Genomic DNA, 20,229 nt, shown 5'->3' with positions numbered 1-20,229 from the left:
CGAGCCGGGCGGTCTGTTAGGCCGTCAGGTGTAGTCGGGTTCGAGTTCGTTTCGGGCGGTGTCGAGCAGTTCGGCGGCGAACGTCTGGGTGTCGACCTTGCCGAGCCAGTCGACGAGGGCGCTCCGGGCCTGAGCGATCTGTGCGACGAGCGCGTCGTCGCCGACGATGTCCGCCGGGGCGATTACGCGTCGCAGCGAGGTCGACTCGATGGCGGCCGTGACTGGCAGCCGATGAGCGATGAGGAACGGCAGCGACTGCTGGACGGGTTCGCGCCGGTCGACGACACGGTCGCCAGGTCGCTGGCCGACCTGTTCCTGGACTATGGTGACGGCTACATGACCAGCGGCCCGTTGTGCTGGAGCCCGGGACAGGTCGGCTTGTTCCTGGCCGATTGGCTGCCGCGCAAGGCGGCGCTGGACGCCGAGCAACGTGCCGCGCTGCCGGACGTGTTACGGCGCTGGATCCGGTACGCCCTGGAACGCCGTGCGGTCGACCCGGAGTGGATCGGTCCGGTGGTCGAGGCTGTCGACACATTCCTTCCGGCATTCGAGGAGGCATTCGACGACGAGGCGGCGTGGGGCCCGGCCAAGCAGATCGCCGCGGAACTGGCGGCCCGCGGTATCGATCTCTCCGACTCGGAAGCCGTCGAGGATGCGATACGGAAACTCAACGCCGAACGCCTCGCTCGTCATCTCACTGACTGATTGAGCCGGAAGTGCCGGCCGTCATGCGCCCGCAGACTCACGCCCGCTTTCTTCTCGAAATCCTGGATCTCCCGAGCTATTCGCAGGCAACCCCATCGCCGTCGCGGTCGAGCTTCCTGCTGTAGCCCGGACCGCCGCGGCGGATCGGAGCCGCACCGGCCGCGCGTACCTCGGTGCAGTTCGCGTAGTAGACCTCGGGTTCCTCGGTGGTCGGCTTCGGCTTCTTGGTCGTCGGCTTCGTTGTCGCGGGTGCCTTGGTCGTCGGCTTCGGCGCGGCTTTCGGATTTTCGAATAGGGGTATGTCTCAGAACGGCACGTCCCGCCGCGGCGCTGGGCCACAGGGAGCGAGCAGGTCGATCGTCATGCCGACGTCGCCGAGGATTCCGCGCAGGTGCCCTTGGCGACGTCGCGGTTGCCGTGTGCGGGAACAGCGGTGCCGCGTCCATCGGGGTGACGCATGACGTGGTGGCTGCCGGCGATCGGATCAGCCCGTCGCCTCTGTGGTGCGGGTCAACGGCCTCCGTTGTCGGTGTTGTCGAGTTCGGCGAGGCGTCGGTTGATCTCGGTGAGGTCGAAAGGCTCCGGTTCTTGCGGATCGTCCTCGGACCAGTATTCGACGGGGGAGTCGCCGGAGAACGCGGTGCACAGCGGGTACGTGGCGGCGGGGTCGCGTTCCGGGGTCCGTTCCAGGGTGATCTCGTGCCACCAGCTCGCGCCGAAGTCGTACTCGTAGCGGATCTTCTTGGTCCCCCCGGCGAACGCCTCCCGTAGCCGTACCTCGGATTCGTCCCTCTCGTCGCCTCCCAGGCGGAAGTACGGATCGGTGTACCGTTTTCCGCCGACCGCGAACTGGTGCAGGTGGTCGCCATCCCAGCCGAACAGCAGCTGAATGACCACGTGCAGGTCACCGAGCATGATGGTGGAAGGGACCAGGATCCGTCGCCAGATCGGCGGGCGCCAGCGCATCAAACCCACCTTGAGCTGGTACACCTGGTCGATTGACGGGACAGCGCCCGAGCCCAGGAATTCATGTACCGCGGCGGTGACCCGGGTGGCGTCCGGGTGATCGATGCCCGCCGCCACGTCCAGGCGGGTATCCACGCTTTCGCCGGGGAGGCGGTCGAACAGTACGGTCAGCGCCTCGTCCGGACCAGTCCCGTCCAGGGCGGCAGTGGCGAACTCGACTGCCAGCCACCGGGCATCGGCGGGCGTGACGTATGGCTCGTCATCCTTGAGGGCGGTCAAGGAGACCCGGGCATGCGCGCCGAGGTTCGGCAGATGCGCCACCGCCTGCCATACGGCTGGAGCCTCGTCGCCCAGACCGTCGGCCACGTCGCCAGCCCCGATCCGGGCCGCCGCCGACAGATCCGCGGCCGCGGTCAGCAGTTCCCGGGCGCCGACGGCCGGGCGTCGGAACTCCAGCCACCGCCGGACCGGCGTCCACGGATCCGTGCCGCGGCGTACATGGTCGGCCAGTACCTCGGCCACCGCCTGGGCCGGCATGTCGAGGGTGACGGTGCTCGGCCGCTCGGCCTGAGCCCGGGCCAGCGACCATCGCCCCAACGCCGTCACCGCGACGGTCGCGCTGTCGTCGCCGGTCACCGCGCCGAGCCGCCCCAGCAGCTGCACCAGGCCGGCGAACCGATCGCCGGTCCCGTAGTCCAGGTACTGCGTGACCGAATGGACCTGCACCCGCTCCGACCAGTCCTTCTCCTCCTCGTGCCGCTCGACGATCGCGGTCACCCGGTGCCAGGAGCCGTTCGGATCCGCGCCGTCCGGCAGGGACACGGCTTCCAGGAACGCGAGCGCCAGGGCGATCATGCTGCCCTCGTGCCTGCTGTCGGATTCGGCCGTGCACACCGCACGGAATCCGGCCCACCACGCGTCGAGGGCTTCGGTGTCCGCCGATGACGACCACTGCTCCAGTGCCGGCCCGGCCGCGGCGACCGAGCCGCTGATCTTCAACAGCCCCGAGCCGAGGGCGAAACTCCATGGCCGGTGCAGGGCGGGTACATCCGCTGCCGTGCGTACCTTCTCCGGCACCGGAACTCCCAGCACGGCTCCGGCGGCGGCGACATCAGCGCGACGTAACACCCGGCCGGCCGTCACCGTCCGGCCGGGACGGCCCACCCAACTCGCCAGCGTGCGGGCTTGCTCGGCCATCAGGCAGCCGCGGGCCAGGTGCGCTGTGCCGGCGACATCGACAGAACCATTCACCGGGAAAGACCGTGAATCCACCCGCGCACGTTATCCGTATCGCGGAGCCGTGCCGGGCCCGGGAACCCGAGCAATGGACTCCCGATCCGGCGCATGCCGGTCACCTGTCGAATACGGCATGGTGCGACCCGCGGGTCGCTCGCGCCCGGCGCCGGGCGCGATGGTGGTGCGGGGCCTGAACGCCGAACGTCTCGCTCGACGACTGACCGATTGATCACCCGAACGAGGTACCCCATGTCGATAGGGTTCTGGCGGCTCATAGGTTGGTGTCATGTCGATGGTTGAGGCCGCGCTGCTGCGACGCGCCGGTGAGCTCAATCGTGAGTTGGTGGCGTTCTCTCAGCAGCCGCGCTACGACCGGGCCGTATCGGAATTCATGGCCGATTACGGCAATGGCCTGGAAGACGCCTGCTGAAACGGCCACTTCGAGTGGGCTCGCGACGGTGAGGAACTGATGCGCGAGGTCAAGCCGGGCTATTTCGACCGGCTGCCGCGTCCCCCGGTGAGCCCGCTCAGTGAGCGCTTGTCAGAGTTCGCCAAACGCCGCTGACGGGTGCTTCGCGGCGGAATCAGGGTAGCGTCTGCCTGCGCCAGTGCCGGTGCAGCGTACGGGAAGGTGTGGCATGCCGTTGATCTCCGTACTCACGCCCGTTCATGCGGCGCGTGGGGAGTTCCTCGCGGCGGCGGGGGAGAGCCTGGCCGGGCAGGAGTTGCCGGGTGGGTGGGAGCTGGAGTGGCTCGTTCAGGAGGACGGGGCGGCGTCGGGGCTGGCGGATGTGGCGCGGCGGTTCCCGGGCTGCCGGTATCAGGCCAACGGTGAGGCGCTGGGCGTCAACATCGCGCGGAACGTCGCGCTCTCCCGGGCCGAGGGCTCGCTCGTGCACGTGCTCGACTCCGACGATCTGCTGCTGCCGGGCGCGTTGCGTACGGCGATCGGGGCGTTCGACGCTCATCCGCGCGTGCACTGGGTCACCGGGCAGGCGCACGATCTGCTGCCGGACGGGACCCGGGTGGCGTTCCCGGCTCCGCTGGAGCCCGGGGTGATCGAGCCGGGTGTGATGACCCAGCTGGTCCTGGAGAGCGGGAAGCCCGCGGCGCCGTGTGCCGGGCTGACCGCGCGGACCGACACCGTCCGGGCGTTCGGGGGCTGGGTGGCCACGCCGCGCGGCGGTGACCTGGCGCTGGTGGTGGCGCTCGCCGAGACGACGCCGGGCTTCATGCCGCCGGAGATCACCTGGTTGTACCGGAGGCACCCGGGGCAGATCACCGGCCAGGCCGGATGGGTCCGGTTGCAGGCCGAGTCGATGGCACTGGTCCGCCAGCGTATCGCGGCGCTGCGCCGGCTCGGCGTGCGCGTGGTGGCCGAGCCGGTAGCAGGCAACGCCTGACCCGTTCGCTCAGTCGTCTCTCACGACGTCGACCAGAGCGCATCCAAGGGCAGGACCAGCGTGCCGTCATCGAAACGGAACGACAGCGCGCCGGTGTACAACACGATGGCCGCGGCGAGGCGTTCGCCGATCTTGGCGCGGAGCGCCTGGATGCCGGCGAGGTCGGACCGGTCCACGCGGGTGCCGGCCTTGATCTCGAACGCGAGGATCTTGCCGTCGTCACGTTCCAGGATCAGATCGACCTCTTTGGCGTCGGCGGTGCGGAAGTGGCCGACCGCCACAGGGGCGTGTGCAGAAGGGTGCTCTTGCCGACGGTGCGGGGGCCGTTCAGGACGATCGCCGGTTCTCCTCGATCAGTCGGCGTGCCAGCACCGCCGTGAGCTGGCGAGGCGCAATACCTGTGAGGGATCCGTCCATGTTTGCCAGGTTAGACGTTCCGCGTTTGCAGGGTCTGGATTCCGCGTTTGCAGGGGAGGACTTCCGTATTCTCCGACGGTGAGCGGCGGGCCCGTGGAGTGGGCGGTCGGGCGGGTGCCGACCGCCCGGGAGCGGGCGGGGGCCGTCAGGAGGACGGGATCGTCACCTCCCAGCCGGTGGTGACGGTGTTCGACTCGAAGCCGTCGGCGGTGCGGGCGCGGGCCTGGACCTCCAGGTACTCCCACTCGATGGTGTACGTGAAGGTCGCGTTGCCGTTCTCGTCGGCGGTGACGACCTGCTCGGTGGCGCCGAAGTCGACCGAGTAGACGAACTCGGTGACCTCCGGGGAGTCGGTGCGCAGGGAGATCGTGACCTGGTCGCCGACGGCCGGGGGCGGGGTGCCGTCGTCCGGGAAGTCGGGCGAGGTGATCTCCGGGGCCGGGACGTGCACCGAGACATACAGGTTCGTGGTGATCTGTGGGGAGACCTCGCCGCTCGCCGTCCGGCTGGTGACGGTGAGCAGGTTGTCGCCGCGCCGGTCCGGGGTGAGCGTGACGGTGCTCCAGCCGTCCGCGTCGGCGTCGACCGTGGTGGCGGGGGCGCCGTTCAGGCTGTAGGTGAACGACACCGTGCCGGGGACGGCGCTCCAGAAGCGGATCGTCCGCGGCTCGCCGACGCCGGCGTCCGAGTTCAGGTCGATGACCCGGGGATCACGGTCGATCACCGTGAACCCGTACGCGGTCTCGGCCGAGCGGTTGCCGGTGCGGTCGACGGCCTGGACGGTGAGGGTGTTGATGCCGTACGACGCCGGGGTGATGTCGACGGTCGCCCGGCCGGATTCGTCCGCCGCCACCTCGCTGAGCGTCGTGCCGGCACCCGAGTAGCGGAACTTCACCACGTCCTGATCGCCGCCGGCCGCCGCGAACGTGAACCGTCCGGTGACGCCGACGCCGCCGCTTGCGGAACCCGCCGGATAGTCGGTGGAGGTCACCACCGGGGCGTACGGCCGGTTCGTGTCGACGGTGAAGAGGCAGGCCGGCGACCAGTCCGACGCGGCACCGGCGGCGTCGGTGGCGCGGGCGGTGAGCAGGTAGCGCCCGCCGTCGGCCAGCGTGGCGGGGATCGCGGACGTGGCCCGGCCGGGATAGGTGAGCGCCGTCGCGGTCCAGGTGACGGCCTGATCGGGTGCGCCCTCCGGCTGGAGCGAGAACTCCGGGGTCAGCGTCTCGTACGCGACCGCGCCCAGGTCGGGGTCGGTGAAGGACGCGCTCGCCTGCGGGGTGGTGGTGCCGATCCAGATGCCGTCGGAGGTGCAGGCGACGCCGCTGACGGAGAGGGAGGTGGGCACGGCCGGCGGCTGATCGGCGGCCGCCCAGCCGGCGGTGGCCGGCACGACGATGAGGGCGGCCGTCGCGGCGACGACGGCGGCTCGATAGGGGAGGGGGTGCACACGACCTCCATCGAAGAAGTGATGAACGTCGTGATCCTATGAGGAGGGTACGACAGGAGGGGGTGCGGCGGATTTGACCCTGCACCATGGTGCAGGGTCGAGCATGCCGGTATGAACATCACCGCCACTGAGGTCCGGACCAGCCCCGTCACGTTCTGGGGGCGGGCCGGCGCCCTCTGGGACCTGGTCATCACCGCGCCGTTCGCCACGCCCTGGACGGCCGGACTCGTCTTCGACGCGCTGCGCGCCGTGCACCGTGGGCTGGGGCTGCCGGGTGCGGAGCCGCCGGTGTTCGAGCCGATGATGCTGATGATGGTGAGCCTCTTCGGGACCGCTGTCCTGATGTGGTCACTCGGCCGGCTCTGGTACCCGCTGCCGCGGCTGATCCTGACCGACACCGTGGGGCGGTTGCTGTTCATCACCTGGTTCGCCTGGTCGTGGGCGAGCGGCGGTTCGGCGGTGTCCGGGTTCTTCCTGTTGCTGGAGCTGATCTGGGCGGTGGCGCAGGCGCAGTCCCTGTACCGTCACCGGCGTGCGGATCGGTGAGCTGGCGCGGGCGGTCGGAGTGGGCATCAGCACGGTGCGGTTCTACGAGCGCCGGGGACTGCTGGAGCCGTCCGGGCGCAGCGGGGGGAACTACCGCAGCTACGACGACGAGTCGGTGCGCCGGCTGCGGTTCATCCGTCGCGCGCAGGAACTCGGGTTCACCCTCGGCGAGATCGAGCAGTTCCTCGCGCTCCCCAGCGTGACCGATCTTGATCAGCACGCGGTCATCGATCTGGTGGCCGGCAAGCTCGACGAGATCGACGGGCGGATCCGTGACCTGAACCGGCTGCGGTCCGCCCTGTCGACCCTGGCCGCCACCGGCGCGAACCGCGAGCGCTGCCCGGTCGTGGCGGCGCTCGCCGATCCACCCACCGGACGCGGGGGCTGATTCCGGGCAACCTTCCGGTGCTCCACGGCCACTGATAGGAGTGAATGCCTGAACGAGAGGGAGCTCCTATGTCGTCGAGAGTCGTGATCGCTGCCGTATCCGTTCTCACCGCGGTGGGGGTGAGCGCCGCCGTGACCGGAACCGCGGATGCGGCGACCGCGGAGACGTATTACGTGGCCACGGAGGGCAGTGACAGTGCGGCGGGCACCATCGACGCTCCGTTCGCGACCATCCAGAAGGCGATCGACAGTGTCGGCGCCGGCGAGGTGATCGCGGTGCGGGGTGGTACGTATGCGCTCACCGCGAATCTGCAGATCACCCGGAGTGGTACGGCCGAGGCGCCGATCACCCTGACCCGGTACGGCGATGAGCGGGTGGTCATCGACGGGGAGGCGCTGGACTACACGCCGGGTGCGGTCGGGTCGACGATTCCGGCCGCGCAGCGCGGGGCGATTCACATGGCGGCGTCGTACTGGCGGCTGTTCGGGCTGGAGATCGAGCACGGGCCGTACGGCGTCTATTGCGACGACTGCAACGGGAACACGTTCGAGCAATTGGTGACGCACGACAACTACGAGACCGGATTCCAGCTGCAGGGTGACTCGGCGGGGAACATGATCCTGAACCTGGACAGCCACGACAACCGGGATCCGCGGAAGAACGGGGAGAGCGCGGACGGGCTCGGGATCAAGGAGGGCAGCGGCGCCGGCAATGTGGTGAGCGGGGCGCGGCTCGGGAACAACGTGGACGACGGGTTCGACGCCTGGAGCTTCGGTTCGCCGATCACCATCGAGAATTCCATCGCGTACGGCAACGGGTACAACAGGTGGGACATCCCGGACTTCTCCGGGGACGGGAACGGGTTCAAACTCGGCGGCAGCAGCGGGACCGGGCCCGCGGCGGGTCACGTGGTGAGCAACAGCATGGCGTTCGGGAACGCGGCGCACGGGTTCACCGACAACGGCAACACCGGGGCGATCACGATTGCTCGCGCCACGGCGTACGGGAATGGGAAGACCGGTTTTGACTGTGATGGTGGTTCGAGCACGATCCTGAGCGCGAATCTGGCGGTGGGCAACGCGACCGCGGTGGCGCTGGGCTCGCTCTCCGGCGGCTCGGGGAACTCGTGGGACATCGGCGGGACCTGGACGCTGCTGAGCACCGACCCGTCGACGATCACCGGGGCCCGGGACGCGGACGGCGCCATCCCCTCCTCGGACTTCCTGGTCCCGGCGAACGGTGCGGCGGTCGGCGCGAAGATCTGACGTAAGGCGGTAAGCGCTCTCCGTGCCCGGCGATCGGTCGCGGTGCTGGAATCGCTCCCAAATCTAGGGATTACCTGTGCTGTCGATGATCCGAACGGTGGTTCTGTGCGTACTGCCTGCTACAAAACGGTGTGCGTGTCGACGGCGCTCGATGTGGCGGAGCGGGGCACGCGAAAGTCTGAGGAGGTTCGCGTGGCTGCTGTCGGCTCGATGTACGCGTGGCGCCGTTTCTGGGGTGCGGCGGTCATCACCGCCGCCCTGATCTCGGTGGCGCCGGGGAAGGCGATGGCCGCCGCCGACGTGCCGGTGCCGCCGGAGGATCTGCTCACCGACACGGCCAACGGTGAGGTGTCGGCCGCCGACATCGACTTCGTGGTCAAGGTGCGGCTCGCCGGGCTCTGGGAGATCCCGGCCGGCGAGATGGCGCAGGAGAAGTCGGACGACCCACGGATCCAGGCGATCGGCAAGGAGATCGCGCGACAGCACGGCATCCTGGACGAGCTCGACCGCAACGCCGCGGAGAAGCTGGACCTCGAGGTGCCCGACGTGCCCAACGCCGACCAGCAGAAGTGGCTCGGCGAGATGCGGGCGGCCGAGGGCGAGGAGTTCGACGAGATCTACATCGACCGGCTCCGGGCGGCGCACGGCAAGATCTTCCCGGCGATCGCGACGATCCGGGCCAGCACCCGCAACGACACCGTACGCAAGCTCGCGCAGCAGGCGAACCAGTTCGTCGCGACGCACATGACGCTGCTGGAGAGCAGCGGCATCGTCGACTTCCAGGCGCTGCCGACCGCGCCCAACCCGTCCGCCGCGGCGTCGGCCACGGCGACCAAGTCGGCGAGTACCCAGGTGCTCTCCGCGTCCGAGCAGACCACCGGCGGGCAACTGGACATGACGGTGCTGATCGCGGCGCTCGCCGGTGGGCTGGTGGTCGGCGGCGCGGTCTCCTGGCAGCTCGCCAGCGGCCGCGGCGTGATGTCCCGTTCCCGTCGGCGGCGGTATTACGCCCGTTGATGGCCGAAATCCGGTTTTCGCCAGGTCTGCCGCGTTCGCATGCGACGATTACGGTGGGCCTGGCGGAGATCCAGGCGAAAAACGGTGGACGTCTGGTGGATACGAGGCAGGCACCTTAACCTCACGGTTGGTGGGGTGTCGGGGGCAAGATTGCAGAGACACCGGTATTGCGATTACGGTTCGCGCCCATGAAAGCATTGGTGCTCTCCGGCGGAGCCGGGACGCGGCTACGGCCGATCACTCACACGTCGGCCAAGCAGCTGGTGCCGGTCGCGAACAAGCCGGTGCTCTTCTACGGCCTGGAGGCGATCGCCGAGGCGGGCATCACCGAGGTCGGCATCATCGTCGGCGACACGGCCGAGGAGATCCGTCAGGCGGTCGGTGACGGTTCCGCCCTGGGCCTGAAGGTGACCTACATCCCGCAGGACGCGCCGCTCGGCCTCGCGCACGCGGTCCTGATCGCGCGCGAGTTCCTCGGCGACGAGGACTTCGTGATGTACCTCGGCGACAACTTCATCGTCGGCGGCATCAGCGGCCTGGTCGACCAGTTCCGGGCCGACAAACCGGACGCGCAGATCCTGCTCACCCGGGTGCCCAACCCGACGGCGTTCGGCGTGGCCGAGCTCGGTGCCGACGGCAAGGTGATCGGGCTGGAGGAGAAGCCGCAGCACCCGAAGAGCGACCTGGCGCTGGTCGGCGTCTACCTCTTCACCCCGGCCGTGCACGAGGCGGTCCGCGCGATCAAGCCGTCCTGGCGGGGCGAGCTGGAGATCACACACGCCATCCAGTGGCTGATCGACGAGCAGAAGGACGTGCGCTCCACCACGATCGGCGGGTACTGGAAGGACACCGGCAACGTCACCGACATGCTCGAGGTGAACCGGACCGTCCTGGAGACCCTGGAGCCGTCGATCGAGGGCAGCGTCGACGAGGCGAGCGAGATCATCGGCCGGGTGCAGATCCACCCGACCGCGAAGATCACCGGCAGCCGGATCGTCGGGCCTGCCATCATCGGCCCCGGGAGCACCATCAGCGACTCGTACGTGGGACCATTCACGTCGATCTCGGAGAACTGCCGGATCGAGGACGCCGAGGTGGAGTACTCGATCGTGCTGCGGGACTCCTCGATCATCGGCGTACGCCGCATCGAGGCCTCTCTGATCGGGCGCAACGTCGAAATCACCCCCGCGCCCCGGGTGCCCGCGGCGCACCGCCTCGTCATCGGCGACTACAGCAAGGTGCAGATCTCCAAATGACCACGAAGGTTCTCGTGACCGGCGGTGCCGGTTTCATCGGCTCGCACTACGTGCGTACCGTGCTGGGCCCGGAAGGCCCCGGTGACGTCGAGATCACCGTTCTGGACAAGCTCACGTACGCCGGCAACCCGGCCAACCTCGACGAGGTCCGCGACCACCCCGGCTTCCGGTTCGTCGAGGGCGACATCTGCGACGCCGAGCTGGTCGCCAAGCTGATGCCCGAGCACGACCAGGTCGTGCACTTCGCGGCCGAGTCGCACGTGGACCGGTCGATCGACGGCGGCGCCGAGTTCATCCGGACGAACGTCGTCGGCACGCACACCCTGGTCGACGCCGCGCACCGGTTCGGCGTCACGACGTTCGTGCACATCTCCACCGACGAGGTGTACGGCTCGATCGACGAGGGCTCCTGGCCGGAGACCGACCCGCTGGCCCCGAACTCGCCGTACTCGGCGGCGAAGGCCTCCAGCGACCTGGTCGCGCTCTCCTACCACCGGACCCACCACCTGGACGTCCGGGTGACCCGGTGCTCCAACAACTACGGGCACCACCACTTCCCCGAGAAGGTCATCCCGCTCTTCATCACGAACCTGCTGGACGGCGGCAAGGTCCCGCTCTACGGCGACGGTGGCAACGTCCGGGACTGGCTGCACATCGACGACCACGTGCAGGGCATCGAGCTGGTGCGTACCAAGGGCCGGGCCGGTGAGATCTACAACATCGGCGGCGGCACCGAGCTCTCCAACAAGGAGCTCACCCAGCAGCTGCTGGACGCGTGCGGCGCCGACTGGGACAGCAGCGTCGAGTACGTCGCCGACCGCAAGGGCCACGACCGCCGCTACTCGGTCGACTGCACCAAGATCAGCACCGAGCTGGGCTACCGGCCGCGTAAGGACTTCGCGACCGGCCTGGCCGAGACCGTCCAGTGGTACCGGGACAACCGCGCCTGGTGGGAGCCGCTGAAGGAGCGTGCCAAGCTGTGACATCCTGGTTGATCACGGGGGGATCCGGGATGCTGGCACGGGACGTGGTGTCCCGCGTGCCCGGCGCGGTTGCCCTCGGCCACGCCGACCTCGACATCACCGACCGCGACTCGGTCGCGGCCGCGTTCGACAAATACCACCCGGCCGTTGTGGTGAATTGTGCCGCCTGGACGGCCGTCGACGACGCCGAGACCCGGGAGGACGCGGCCCTCGCCATCAACGGCGACGGACCCCGGATCCTGGCCGAGGCGTGCCGGGACGCGGGCGCCGTGCTCCTGCACGTCTCCACGGACTACGTGTTCGCCGGCGACGCCACGCAGCCCTATCCGGAGGACGCGCCGACCGCGCCGCGCAGCGCGTACGGGCGGACCAAGCTCGCCGGCGAGACGGCCGTTCTGGGTGTTCTCCCGGACCGCGGCTACGTTATCCGTACCGCATGGCTCTACGGAGCCGGCGGCGGTAACTTCGTGCGAACGATGGTCAAACTGGAAGCGGCCCGGGACACCCTGGACGTCGTGGACGACCAGCGCGGTCAGCCCACGTGGACGGTGGACCTGGCGGACCGCCTGGCCCGGCTCGGCACCGCGGCGCTCGCCGGTACCGCCCCGGCCGGCGTCTACCACGGGACCAGCTCCGGCGAGACCACCTGGTTCGGCTTCACCCGGGAGATCTTCCGGCTGCTCGGTGCGGATCCCGAGCGAGTCCGGCCCACCACCAGCGAGGCCTTCCAGCGGCCGGCGCCCCGCCCGGCGTACAGCGTGCTGGGCCACGACCGCTGGCGGCAGGCCGGGATCGAACCGATCCGCGATTGGTCCGAGGCACTCGAATCCGCCATGCCCACGCTGGTCGCAGAGTTCTCAGAGGGGAAGTCATGACCGTCAAGGTCAGCGTCGTCATCCCGGTCTACAACGCGGGCGTCTACATCGAGCGCCCGATCAACTCCCTCCTGAAGCAGTCGCTGCCACAGGACGAGTTCGAAGTGATCTTCGTCAACGACGGTTCGACCGACGACTCCGCGGAGCGGCTGAAGGAGCTCGCCGACAACACCGAGAACGTCCGGGTGTTCACCATCCCCAACTCGGGCTGGCCGGGCCGTCCCCGCAACGTCGGCGTCGCCAACGCGACCGGCGAGTACGTGCAGTTCCTCGACCAGGACGACGCCCTCGGCCCGAAGGCGCTCGAGGTGATGTACGCCCGGGCCCGGAAGGACGAGGCCGACATCGTGGTCGGCAAGGTCAAGGGCAACATGCGCGGCCCGATCCGGCTGTTCCGCGAGACGGTCGGCCGGGTCGGCCCGGACTTCGCCGAGCTGTACGAGACGCTCACCCCGCACAAGATGTTCCGGCGCCAGTTCCTGCTGGACAACGAGATCGCCTTCCAGGAGGGGCGCTGCCGCCTCGAGGACCAGATGTTCCTGGCCAAGGCGTACCCGCTGGCCGAGAACATCACCATCGTCAGCGACGTGATCTGCTACGACTGGAGCGGGCGCGACGACGGCGACAACAACAGCAAGGGCCGCACCGAGCCGGGTGACTACTACCCGTGGCTCGCCAAGACGGCGCAGATCGTCAAGGCCAACACCGAGCCGGGACCGGTCCGGGACGCCTTCCTGACCCGGAACTACCGGGTCGAGGTGCTGCGGAACACCGCCCGGCAGGGCTTCCTGGACGGCACCGACTACATGATGGGCCACTACCGGGCGGCCCGTCAGGTGGTGATGGACGAGTACTCGGACTCGATCCGCGAGGCGCTGCCGCCGCTCTGGCGTTTCCGCGCCGAGCTGCTCGAGGCCGACCGGGTCGAGGACCTGCGCAAGGTGGCCACGCGCTACCGCGACGCGATCGGCGAGATCGAGTTCACCGGCGAGCCGAAGTGGCGGCTCGGTGTGCTGGTCGTGCCGTTCCGGGCCCGGTTGCGCTACGAGGACGGCTCCACCGTCAAGGTCCGCAAGCTCGGCGGCGGCTACGGTCTCGACCTCGCCGTGGTGCACGGCATCGAGGGCGGTCCGGAGTGGTCCTTCACGGACCTGGAGAACCGTGCGCTCGTCGACTTCCAGCTGCGCCAGCGGGACAAGGCGCAGGCCTGGTTCCCCGAGGTCGAGTACAAGGTGCAGGTGGCCGACGACGGCACCGTGGAGATCGTGGGCACCCTCCGGATCGACCCGGAGACCGCGGCGGGCGGCGAGCGGCTGCCCAAGGGCCTCTACGACGTCTATGTGAACATCCAGGCGCTCGGCATCGAGCGGATGGCCCGGGTGGAGGGTGGCCCGGCGAGCGCGGTGCTGCCCTGCGGCGGCGAGCGGTCGGCCCACCAGAAGATCCACGCCGTCCCGTACTGGACCAGGGACGGGCGGCTCGCGCTCGACATCGGCGGGAACATGCACAAGGTCCCGGTGCCGCCCAAGCCGGAGAAGCCGCAGGGCGGTCTGCGCTCCATCGCCGAGTACGTCAAACGAGTTCTGGCATCCTGACCCGGAGGTTCCACCGATCATGAAACCCCTCTCGATCGAGGGCGCCTGGCTGTTCGAGCCGAAGGTGTTCGGCGACAACCGGGGCAGCTTCCACGAGTGGTTCAAGGCACCGGCCTTCGACGGGGCGCTGGGTCACCGCTTCGACCTGGCGCAGGCGAACTGTTCGGTGTCGTCGGCGGGGACGCTGCGCGGCATCCACTTCGCCGACGTGCCGCCGAGCCAGGCGAAGTACGTCAAGTGCGTGCGGGGCGCGATCCTCGACGTCATCGTCGACATCCGGGTCGGGTCGCCGACGTACAAGAAGTGGCAGACGGTGCGGCTCGACGACCAGGACCACCACTCGGTCTACCTCGCCGAGGGGCTGGGCCACGGCTTCATGGCGCTGACCGACGACGCCACCGTCGTCTACCTCTGCTCCGAGGGGTACGCGCCGGAGCGCGAGCACGGCGTCAACCCGCTGGACCCGGAGATCGGCATCGTCTGGCCGGAGGGCCTCGAGCCGGTGCTCTCCGGTAAGGACGCGGACGCGCCGAGCCTGGCCGAGGCCGAGGCCGCCGGTCTGCTCCCCACCTGGGAGGACTGCCGGCAGTACTACGCGAAGCTGCGCGGCTGACCATAGTTTTCCCCCAAGAAGGAGCGGGCCCACCGGCCCGCTCCTTCTTTGCACCGTCATTGGCAATGGCAGAGGTCTGAGCAATGGCACCCCGGCAGCCGAAGGAGAGGGTCACCCCCGAAAAGCAACCTTCGAGAGGCCCGGACCCCCGTGAACAAGAAGCGCCTTAGTGTCGCGGCCCTCGCGCTGTCGACCCTGCTCGCCGTCGCCGTCCCGGTCTCGCCGGCGCACGCCGCCACCGTGGCACCGACCATGGCGGCCCGGCTGACCGCCGTGCAGAGCGCCAAGACGATGAACTACTACCCCTCGGACGCCGGCTGGTCGGCGATGTGGACCGCGTTCGACCCGGTCGCCATCGGTGAGGACCTGGCGCAGGCCGCCGCGCTCGGCGCCGACAACGTCCGGATCATCGTCTTCCCGCAGGCGTTCGGGTACCCCACGCCGAAGGTGGAGTACACCGAGAAGCTGCGCAAGTTCGTCAGCCTCGCGGACTCGTACGGGCTCACCGTCAAGCTGACCCTCTTCGACTGGTGGGACGGGTACTCCGACGCCACCGGCAGCGCCGCCTGGGCCCGTGCGGTGGTCACGCCGTACGCGAACGACCCCCGGGTGATCACCGTCGAGGTGAAGAACGAGTTCCAGCCGGGCGACACCGCCGCCGTCGCCTGGGCGAAGCAGATCATCCCGGCGATCCGCGCGGTCGCGCCGGCCATGCCGCTGACCATGTCGGTCGACGCGGGCACCGGCGCGACCGGGATGGCGAAGATCAAGAGCCTGCTCACCGCGACCCCGCTCGACTACTACGACTTCCACTTCTACGGCTCCTCGGAGCGGGCGCTCGCCGAGATCCGCAAGGCGCAGGCCGCGGTCACCCCGTCGCCCGTGGTGATCGGGGAGACCGGGATGAGCACCGCCGCGGGGACCGAGGGGGAGCAGGCCGCGTACCTGGCCCGGGTCTTCCGCGCGGCGAAGGAGGCCGGGGTCGGCTCGGTCGCACCGTGGACGCTGAACGACTTCGCGGACGGCGCCATCCCGGCCAACTCGACCGTCTCCACGTTGCCGGTGCAGTACCGGTTCGGCCTCTACCGCGCCGACGGCACCCCGAAGATCGCCGCCTCGGTGGTGCGTACCGCCTGGACCACCGGGACCACCCCGAACAGCATCCTCAACCTGGGCTTCGAGTCCACCGCCGCCGACTCGCCCTGGCGGCAGAACCTTCCCGAGTCGGGTGCCGCGACGACCGTGGCGGACTACGCACGTTCCGGATCAAATTCCGTCAAATTCTCCGGTACGACGCGGACCAGCGCGGGTCTCCCGTCGCTGCGGGTCTCGCCGATCACCCCGGTGCAGGCCGGCTACAAGTGGCGCGCCGAGGCCTACGCCCGCGGCGTCGCGGCCACCGGCGTCACCGAGATCTCGCTGAGCTGGTTCGACGTCAACGGCAAGTGGCTGAGCGAGAGCACCTCGAACCGCCTGCCCGCCGGCACCACCACCTGGACCAAGCTGGTCGTCGAGACCACCGCCCCGGCCGGCGCGGTCGCCGTCCAGCTGCACCTGAAGTCCGGCGACAACACCGGCACCGTCTGGTTCGACGACGTGGCGATCTCCTAGCCGTCCCTCCGGGAGTCACCCCGGATGTCCCGCAGGCGCTGTTCCAGCGCGGACCGGCGGCGCGCCATGCGCCGCCGGTCCCGCTCGTCGGGGCCGTGTCGCGGCGGGATCCGGGTGCGCCCCGCACTTCTCCCGGCCGGCTCCCCGCGCCGGGAGTTCCACCACATCAGCGCCATGGCCACGACCAGCCCGGAGCCGGCGACCAGCGGCGTGAAGTTGAGCCAGCCGGGCACCAGGGCGTGGTCGGCGCCGGGCCCGGCGACCATGGCGTCCTGACTCCACGGCAGAGTCGGCTCGTACAGGTAGAGGTGGGTCCCGAAGGCGGCCGCCGGCAGCAGGATCAGGAGGGTGGCGAGGTCGAACACCAGCCAGTCCCGGATCCGCGTCGAGCCCATGCTCCCCACGATAATGACACAGATCAATAGCCTTCTCCGGTACGCCGTACGCGTACCGGAGAAGGAGCGATCAGCCGGTCACCGAGACGACGACCTTGCCCCGCGCGTGCCCGTCCTCGACGCGGCGCAGCACCGCGGGGGCCTCGGCGAGCGGGAGCAGCTCGGTGACGTGGGCGTGGACCTGTGGCATCCCACTCTCCCTATCTACTACTCAATCTATAGAATATAGAGTCTTCGTGTCGAGACTTCGCCGCGTATCGACTATCGTGACTGGATGTCGCCGCGTGTGCGGATCGTCACCGGGCTGCTGATGCTGGCCGTCATGTTCGCGCTGCTCTTCGCCTACCGTCTGCACGCCGACGCGGCGGACGCCGAATCCGCTCGCGCCGTGCCCTCGCCCTCGCCCTCGCCCGTGCCCTCGTCGTCCGTGCCCTCGTCGTCCGCGCTCTCGGCGTCCTCGTCCGCGCCGTCGCCGTCGGCTCCCCTGTGGTCTGTCTCCGGGCCGGCTGAGCCGCGGTGCTGTGCCGCCGAGTGGCTCTCCGCCCGGTTCTCCGGTGACCGGCTGATACTCACCGTCGACCGCCAGTGCGACGCGGACAGCAACCTCGCCGAGCTGCAGGTCTCGGATGCCACGCCGACGGTCCGCTGGGCGATCTCGGCGGGGTTCCGGCCGTCCCGGGCGACGCCGGAGGTGACGGTCGGTGTGGTGCCCGCCGGGTTCACCGAGCGGGTGCCGCTCACCGGCGCCCTCTCCGGGACACTCCGCGTCCGGCTGCGTACGAACTACACCTATTCGGCCGAGATCGATCTCGCGGCGCTCACCGACGGACGCTCCCACGCCTACCGCCCCCAGCCGGTCTGGGCCGAGACCAGCATCATCATCCCGCCCTTCTGCTGACCGCCCGCCGCCCGCCGCCGCGTCTCGGCTGGGACTGCGGGGTGTGTCGAGGGGCCCGAGGCACCCTGGAGGGCCAGCCAGGAGCTGTTGGCTGGTGGTGGGGGGTGTGTCGAGGGGGTCGAGGCACCCTGGAGGGCCAGCCAGGAGCTGTTGGCTGGTGGTGGGGGGTGTGTCGAGGGGGTCGAGGCACCCTGGAGGGCCGGCAGGGAACGGGTCGGCCGGGTCGGTGAGCGGACGTGGCATATTCGGAGGCGTGACGGTGCGGCGGTGGCAGGTGGCGGTGTTGGCGGTGCTCGGGGTTCTGGCGGTCGCCTGTGATGGGGCGGGTGTCGCCGGAGAGGCGGCGCCGACGGCGACGAAGACCACCGCGACCAGCGGGAACGCGGCCGGATACCCGGCGGTGATGGCGGCGCTCGGCGACTCGATCACCGCGGGGGTGGGCAGCTGCCTGGCCTATCTGAACTGCGACAAGAACTCCTGGGCCGCCGGCGGGAGCAACCTGGTGGACAGCCACTACCGGCGGATCCTGGCGAAGAGTTCGAAGATCAAGGGGAAGGTCTACAACTTCTCCGAGCCGGGCGCCCAGGCGGACGCGCTGCACACCCAGGCGCTGCAGGCGATCGACGCCAAGGCGCAGTATGTGACGATCCTGATCGGGGCGAACGACGCCTGTGCGCGCAGCGTCGACGCGATGACGCCGGTGACCGCGTATCGCGAGCAGATCGACCGGGCGCTCGACGAGCTGAAGGACGGGCTGCCCGAGGCGCGGGTGCTGGTGGTCAGCATCCCCGACCTCTACCGGCTCTGGCAGGTGGGCAGCAGGTCGAACCAGGCGGTGAAGGTGTGGAGCCGGGGCGGCATCTGCCCCTCCATGCTGGCCGATCCGACCTCGACGGCGAACGCCGATCAGGAGCGGCGCGAGGCGGTGCGGGACCGGATCGACGCGTACGACCAGCAACTGCGCAAGGCCTGTTCGGCGTACGGCGAGAAGTGCCGCTGGGACGGCGGTGCCGTGCACGACGTCCGGTTCACCCTGGACCTGGTCAACACCGTCGACTACTTCCACCCGAACGCCGAGGGGCAGAACGAGCTGGCCGAGGTCACGTGGCCGGGGAGGTTCGACTGGTGAGGGCGGAGAAGGCGGCCAGCCCGGTGCCCACGCAGAGCGCCGCCGAGCTCAGCCCCAGCGACCAGTGGATGCCGACCACCGCGCCGAACAGCCCGACCGTGACGCCGCTGCCGAACCGGAGCCCGTTCGCCGACATGTTGTAGAGGCCGATCACCCGGCCCCGGTCGGCCGGCGCGGCCAGCAGCTGCACCATGGTCTGGCCGACCGACATCGACACCAGGTTCGCCACCCCGCCGGCGATCAGCAGGACCACCGCGAGCGGATAGTTCCCGGAGACTGCGAAGAGCAGCGAGAACAGGCCGTACAGCGCGGTGCTGAGCACCGCGCCGCGGACCGAGGGGCGCAGCCAGCCGGTCGCCTCCAGCACGATGCCGCCGATCACGCCGCCGGCGCCGTTGGCGAAGAGCAGGATCCCGTACGCCGTACCCGCGCTCCCCGCACCGAGATCCTGCGCGAACTGCGGCATCGCCGACTGGATCGAGGCGCCCACGAAGAACGAACCCAGCCCACCCAGGATGATCAGGCTGACCAGCGTGTGATCGCCCCGGACGTCCCGGAACACCCGCAGCGAGTCCATGATCCCGACACGCTTCCGGGCGGGCGCGGCACCGGCGGCACCGGCGGCACCGGCGGCATCGGTGGCATCGGTGGCATCGCCGGCGGAGGGGGCCGGGTCGGAGGTGTGCCCGGTGAACCGGGTGCGGAACAGGAACAGGGTCAGCGGCAGGTAGAACAGGATGTTGGCGAAGATGCCCCAGGTCGCCCCGAGCCCGATCAGCAGCGCCGACCCGATCGCCGGCCCGAACAGCACCCCGAGACTCTTGAAGGTGGCGTTCAGGCGTACGGCGCTCGGCAACTCCCCGTCCCCGACGAAGTCGTGCAGCATCAACTGCTCGGCGGGCCCCCAGAGCGCACCCGCCACCCCGTGCAGTACCAGCAGGACACAGGCGTGCCAGACCTGGAGCGTGCCGGTCAGGAAGAGCACCCCCCACGCCGCCGAGACCAGCATGAACAGCGTCTGCGCGGCCTGGATGACCCGGCGGCAGTCGAACCGGTCGGCGAGCCCGCCGAACCAGACCGAGAGGAACAGGAACGGCACCCAGTGGCTGATCACCTGGAACCCGGAGAGCGCCACCGAGTGGAACCTCTCCCAGAGCACCCAGTATGTGATGACGTGCTCGATGTTGTCGGCCATCATCGCCAGCGCGGCCCCGATGAGGTAGGGCCGGCAGTCCGGGTTCCGCAACGCCGCGAACCGCCGCGGCGCGTCCGGCACATGGGTGGTCTGGCCGCAGGCAGCGCACATGCCTACAGCCTCGTGCCCACGACCGCTCCGGGTCTCCCTAAGTGATCAACCTAACCGGCGTGCCCGCCCGCTGGCCCGTCCGGCGCGCCCGTCCGGTCGCCCACGTGTGCAGGCCGAGGGTCCCGCGCGGCGTGCGCTCTCGTCGTCGCCCATGCGACCGATCTCGGGCAGGCGG

22 protein-coding genes are annotated in these 20,229 nt (G+C 69.7%); 15 read left to right on the top strand and 7 right to left on the bottom strand.

The features are described from left to right. Positions 1-231: 231 nt before the first annotated feature. A complete protein-coding gene (locus tag AB0M08_RS34835) occupies positions 232-705 on the top strand; it encodes a hypothetical protein (RefSeq protein ID WP_364502863.1) in 474 nt (157 codons plus the stop codon). Positions 706-781: 76 nt separating this feature from the next. Here the strand turns inward: AB0M08_RS34835 and AB0M08_RS34830 are convergent, their stop codons facing one another. The 3 genes from AB0M08_RS34830 to AB0M08_RS34820 are packed head-to-tail and all read right to left on the bottom strand — an operon-like array spanning position 782 to position 2,922. Continuing rightward, positions 782-1,006, bottom strand: a complete 225-nt coding sequence (locus AB0M08_RS34830; protein WP_364502934.1) for an excalibur calcium-binding domain-containing protein — start codon at positions 1,004-1,006, stop codon at positions 782-784. A gap of 59 nt (positions 1,007-1,065) precedes the next feature. Next, complete coding sequence (locus AB0M08_RS34825) at positions 1,066-1,164, bottom strand: hypothetical protein (protein ID WP_364502860.1); 99 nt, start codon at positions 1,162-1,164, stop codon at positions 1,066-1,068. A 51-nt stretch (positions 1,165-1,215) separates the two neighbouring features. Further along, complete coding sequence (locus tag AB0M08_RS34820; protein WP_364502857.1) at positions 1,216-2,922, bottom strand: plasmid pRiA4b ORF-3 family protein; 1,707 nt, start codon at positions 2,920-2,922, stop codon at positions 1,216-1,218. Positions 2,923-3,193: 271 nt separating this feature from the next. Here AB0M08_RS34820 and AB0M08_RS34815 point away from each other — a divergent pair, with 271 nt between their 5' ends. Beyond that, on the top strand, positions 3,194-3,337 hold the full coding sequence (locus AB0M08_RS34815; RefSeq protein WP_364502855.1) for a hypothetical protein: 144 nt from the start codon (positions 3,194-3,196) through the stop codon (positions 3,335-3,337). Positions 3,338-3,545: 208 nt separating this feature from the next. Further along, positions 3,546-4,310 (top strand): glycosyltransferase, encoded by a 765-nt coding sequence (locus AB0M08_RS34810; protein ID WP_364502853.1) that lies wholly within the window; start codon positions 3,546-3,548, stop codon positions 4,308-4,310. Positions 4,311-4,330: 20 nt separating this feature from the next. Here the strand turns inward: AB0M08_RS34810 and AB0M08_RS34805 are convergent, their stop codons facing one another. Both AB0M08_RS34805 and AB0M08_RS34800 read right to left on the bottom strand, forming a co-directional pair. Next, positions 4,331-4,591, bottom strand: coding sequence for a hypothetical protein (locus AB0M08_RS34805; protein ID WP_364502850.1), 261 nt, complete (start codon positions 4,589-4,591; stop codon positions 4,331-4,333). Positions 4,592-4,872: 281 nt separating this feature from the next. Further along, positions 4,873-6,177: a hypothetical protein gene (locus tag AB0M08_RS34800; RefSeq protein ID WP_364502847.1), complete on the bottom strand. Its 1,305-nt coding sequence runs from the start codon at positions 6,175-6,177 to the stop codon at positions 4,873-4,875. 111 nt (positions 6,178-6,288) lie between these two features. Between AB0M08_RS34800 and AB0M08_RS34795 the strand changes: the two genes are divergently transcribed. From AB0M08_RS34795 to AB0M08_RS34750, 10 genes are all read left to right on the top strand, one after another. Continuing rightward, a complete protein-coding gene (locus tag AB0M08_RS34795) occupies positions 6,289-6,723 on the top strand; it encodes a hypothetical protein (RefSeq protein ID WP_364502844.1) in 435 nt (144 codons plus the stop codon). Continuing rightward, on the top strand, positions 6,710-7,111 hold the full coding sequence (locus AB0M08_RS34790; RefSeq protein WP_364502842.1) for a heavy metal-responsive transcriptional regulator: 402 nt from the start codon (positions 6,710-6,712) through the stop codon (positions 7,109-7,111). Before AB0M08_RS34795 ends, AB0M08_RS34790 begins: the two co-directional genes overlap by 14 nt. Positions 7,112-7,179: 68 nt before the next feature. Next, positions 7,180-8,376, top strand: coding sequence for a right-handed parallel beta-helix repeat-containing protein (locus tag AB0M08_RS34785; RefSeq protein ID WP_364502839.1), 1,197 nt, complete (start codon positions 7,180-7,182; stop codon positions 8,374-8,376). Positions 8,377-8,568: 192 nt separating this feature from the next. Next, a complete protein-coding gene (locus AB0M08_RS34780) occupies positions 8,569-9,393 on the top strand; it encodes a DUF4142 domain-containing protein (protein ID WP_364502836.1) in 825 nt (274 codons plus the stop codon). Between the two features lie 188 nt (positions 9,394-9,581). Continuing rightward, the gene (locus tag AB0M08_RS34775; RefSeq protein ID WP_364502833.1) at positions 9,582-10,649 is read left to right on the top strand and encodes a glucose-1-phosphate thymidylyltransferase; all 1,068 of its coding nucleotides are present in this window, start codon (positions 9,582-9,584) and stop codon (positions 10,647-10,649) included. Continuing rightward, positions 10,646-11,632: a dTDP-glucose 4,6-dehydratase gene (rfbB, locus tag AB0M08_RS34770; RefSeq protein WP_364502830.1), complete on the top strand. Its 987-nt coding sequence runs from the start codon at positions 10,646-10,648 to the stop codon at positions 11,630-11,632. Before AB0M08_RS34775 ends, rfbB begins: the two co-directional genes overlap by 4 nt. Then, positions 11,629-12,507: a dTDP-4-dehydrorhamnose reductase gene (gene rfbD / locus AB0M08_RS34765; protein WP_364502827.1), complete on the top strand. Its 879-nt coding sequence runs from the start codon at positions 11,629-11,631 to the stop codon at positions 12,505-12,507. The genes rfbB and rfbD overlap by 4 nt, the downstream gene beginning before the upstream one ends. Next, entirely contained in the window at positions 12,504-14,102 is a 1,599-nt protein-coding gene (locus tag AB0M08_RS34760; protein WP_364502824.1) for a glycosyltransferase family 2 protein, read from the top strand. The genes rfbD and AB0M08_RS34760 overlap by 4 nt, the downstream gene beginning before the upstream one ends. A gap of 19 nt (positions 14,103-14,121) precedes the next feature. Continuing rightward, positions 14,122-14,715, top strand: a complete 594-nt coding sequence (gene rfbC, locus AB0M08_RS34755) for a dTDP-4-dehydrorhamnose 3,5-epimerase (RefSeq protein WP_364502821.1) — start codon at positions 14,122-14,124, stop codon at positions 14,713-14,715. A 150-nt stretch (positions 14,716-14,865) separates the two neighbouring features. After that, on the top strand, positions 14,866-16,326 hold the full coding sequence (locus AB0M08_RS34750; RefSeq protein WP_364502818.1) for a cellulase family glycosylhydrolase: 1,461 nt from the start codon (positions 14,866-14,868) through the stop codon (positions 16,324-16,326). Here AB0M08_RS34750 and AB0M08_RS34745 read toward each other — a convergent pair. Further along, entirely contained in the window at positions 16,323-16,721 is a 399-nt protein-coding gene (locus AB0M08_RS34745) for a hypothetical protein (RefSeq protein WP_364502815.1), read from the bottom strand. The two genes, AB0M08_RS34750 and AB0M08_RS34745, sit on opposite strands and share 4 nt — an antisense overlap. Before the next feature lie 274 nt (positions 16,722-16,995). Between AB0M08_RS34745 and AB0M08_RS34740 the strand changes: the two genes are divergently transcribed. Next, complete coding sequence (locus AB0M08_RS34740; protein WP_364502812.1) at positions 16,996-17,619, top strand: hypothetical protein; 624 nt, start codon at positions 16,996-16,998, stop codon at positions 17,617-17,619. 259 nt (positions 17,620-17,878) lie between these two features. Then, on the top strand, positions 17,879-18,748 hold the full coding sequence (locus AB0M08_RS34735; protein ID WP_364502932.1) for a GDSL-type esterase/lipase family protein: 870 nt from the start codon (positions 17,879-17,881) through the stop codon (positions 18,746-18,748). On the opposite strand, the gene AB0M08_RS34730 is transcribed toward AB0M08_RS34735, so the two are convergent. Continuing rightward, complete coding sequence (locus AB0M08_RS34730) at positions 18,720-20,054, bottom strand: MFS transporter (protein ID WP_364502809.1); 1,335 nt, start codon at positions 20,052-20,054, stop codon at positions 18,720-18,722. The two genes, AB0M08_RS34735 and AB0M08_RS34730, sit on opposite strands and share 29 nt — an antisense overlap. Positions 20,055-20,229: the final 175 nt, after the last annotated feature.

This window comes from Actinoplanes sp. NPDC051851 (genome assembly GCF_040681165.1).
Taxonomy (GTDB): domain Bacteria; phylum Actinomycetota; class Actinomycetes; order Mycobacteriales; family Micromonosporaceae; genus Actinoplanes.
Note: the sequence above shows the minus strand (reverse complement) of the source record. Positions and strands in the feature narration are given on the sequence as shown.

What these genes read in the sequence shown, in the direction of transcription:
- AB0M08_RS34810 (WP_364502853.1), top strand. Translation starts at nt 3,546, where the DNA reads ATGCCGTTGATCTCCGTACTCACGCCCGTTCATGCGGCGCGTGGGGAG.
- AB0M08_RS34815 (WP_364502855.1), top strand. Translation starts at nt 3,194, where the DNA reads ATGTCGATGGTTGAGGCCGCGCTGCTGCGACGCGCCGGTGAGCTCAAT.
- rfbC (WP_364502821.1), top strand. Translation starts at nt 14,122, where the DNA reads ATGAAACCCCTCTCGATCGAGGGCGCCTGGCTGTTCGAGCCGAAGGTG.
- AB0M08_RS34785 (WP_364502839.1), top strand. Translation starts at nt 7,180, where the DNA reads ATGTCGTCGAGAGTCGTGATCGCTGCCGTATCCGTTCTCACCGCGGTG.
- AB0M08_RS34740 (WP_364502812.1), top strand. Translation starts at nt 16,996, where the DNA reads ATGTCGCCGCGTGTGCGGATCGTCACCGGGCTGCTGATGCTGGCCGTC.
- AB0M08_RS34730 (WP_364502809.1), bottom strand. Translation starts at nt 20,054, where the DNA reads ATGTGCGCTGCCTGCGGCCAGACCACCCATGTGCCGGACGCGCCGCGG.
- AB0M08_RS34835 (WP_364502863.1), top strand. Translation starts at nt 232, where the DNA reads ATGAGCGATGAGGAACGGCAGCGACTGCTGGACGGGTTCGCGCCGGTC.
- rfbB (WP_364502830.1), top strand. Translation starts at nt 10,646, where the DNA reads ATGACCACGAAGGTTCTCGTGACCGGCGGTGCCGGTTTCATCGGCTCG.
- AB0M08_RS34775 (WP_364502833.1), top strand. Translation starts at nt 9,582, where the DNA reads ATGAAAGCATTGGTGCTCTCCGGCGGAGCCGGGACGCGGCTACGGCCG.
- AB0M08_RS34760 (WP_364502824.1), top strand. Translation starts at nt 12,504, where the DNA reads ATGACCGTCAAGGTCAGCGTCGTCATCCCGGTCTACAACGCGGGCGTC.
- AB0M08_RS34745 (WP_364502815.1), bottom strand. Translation starts at nt 16,721, where the DNA reads ATGGGCTCGACGCGGATCCGGGACTGGCTGGTGTTCGACCTCGCCACC.
- AB0M08_RS34825 (WP_364502860.1), bottom strand. Translation starts at nt 1,164, where the DNA reads ATGCGTCACCCCGATGGACGCGGCACCGCTGTTCCCGCACACGGCAAC.
- AB0M08_RS34795 (WP_364502844.1), top strand. Translation starts at nt 6,289, where the DNA reads ATGAACATCACCGCCACTGAGGTCCGGACCAGCCCCGTCACGTTCTGG.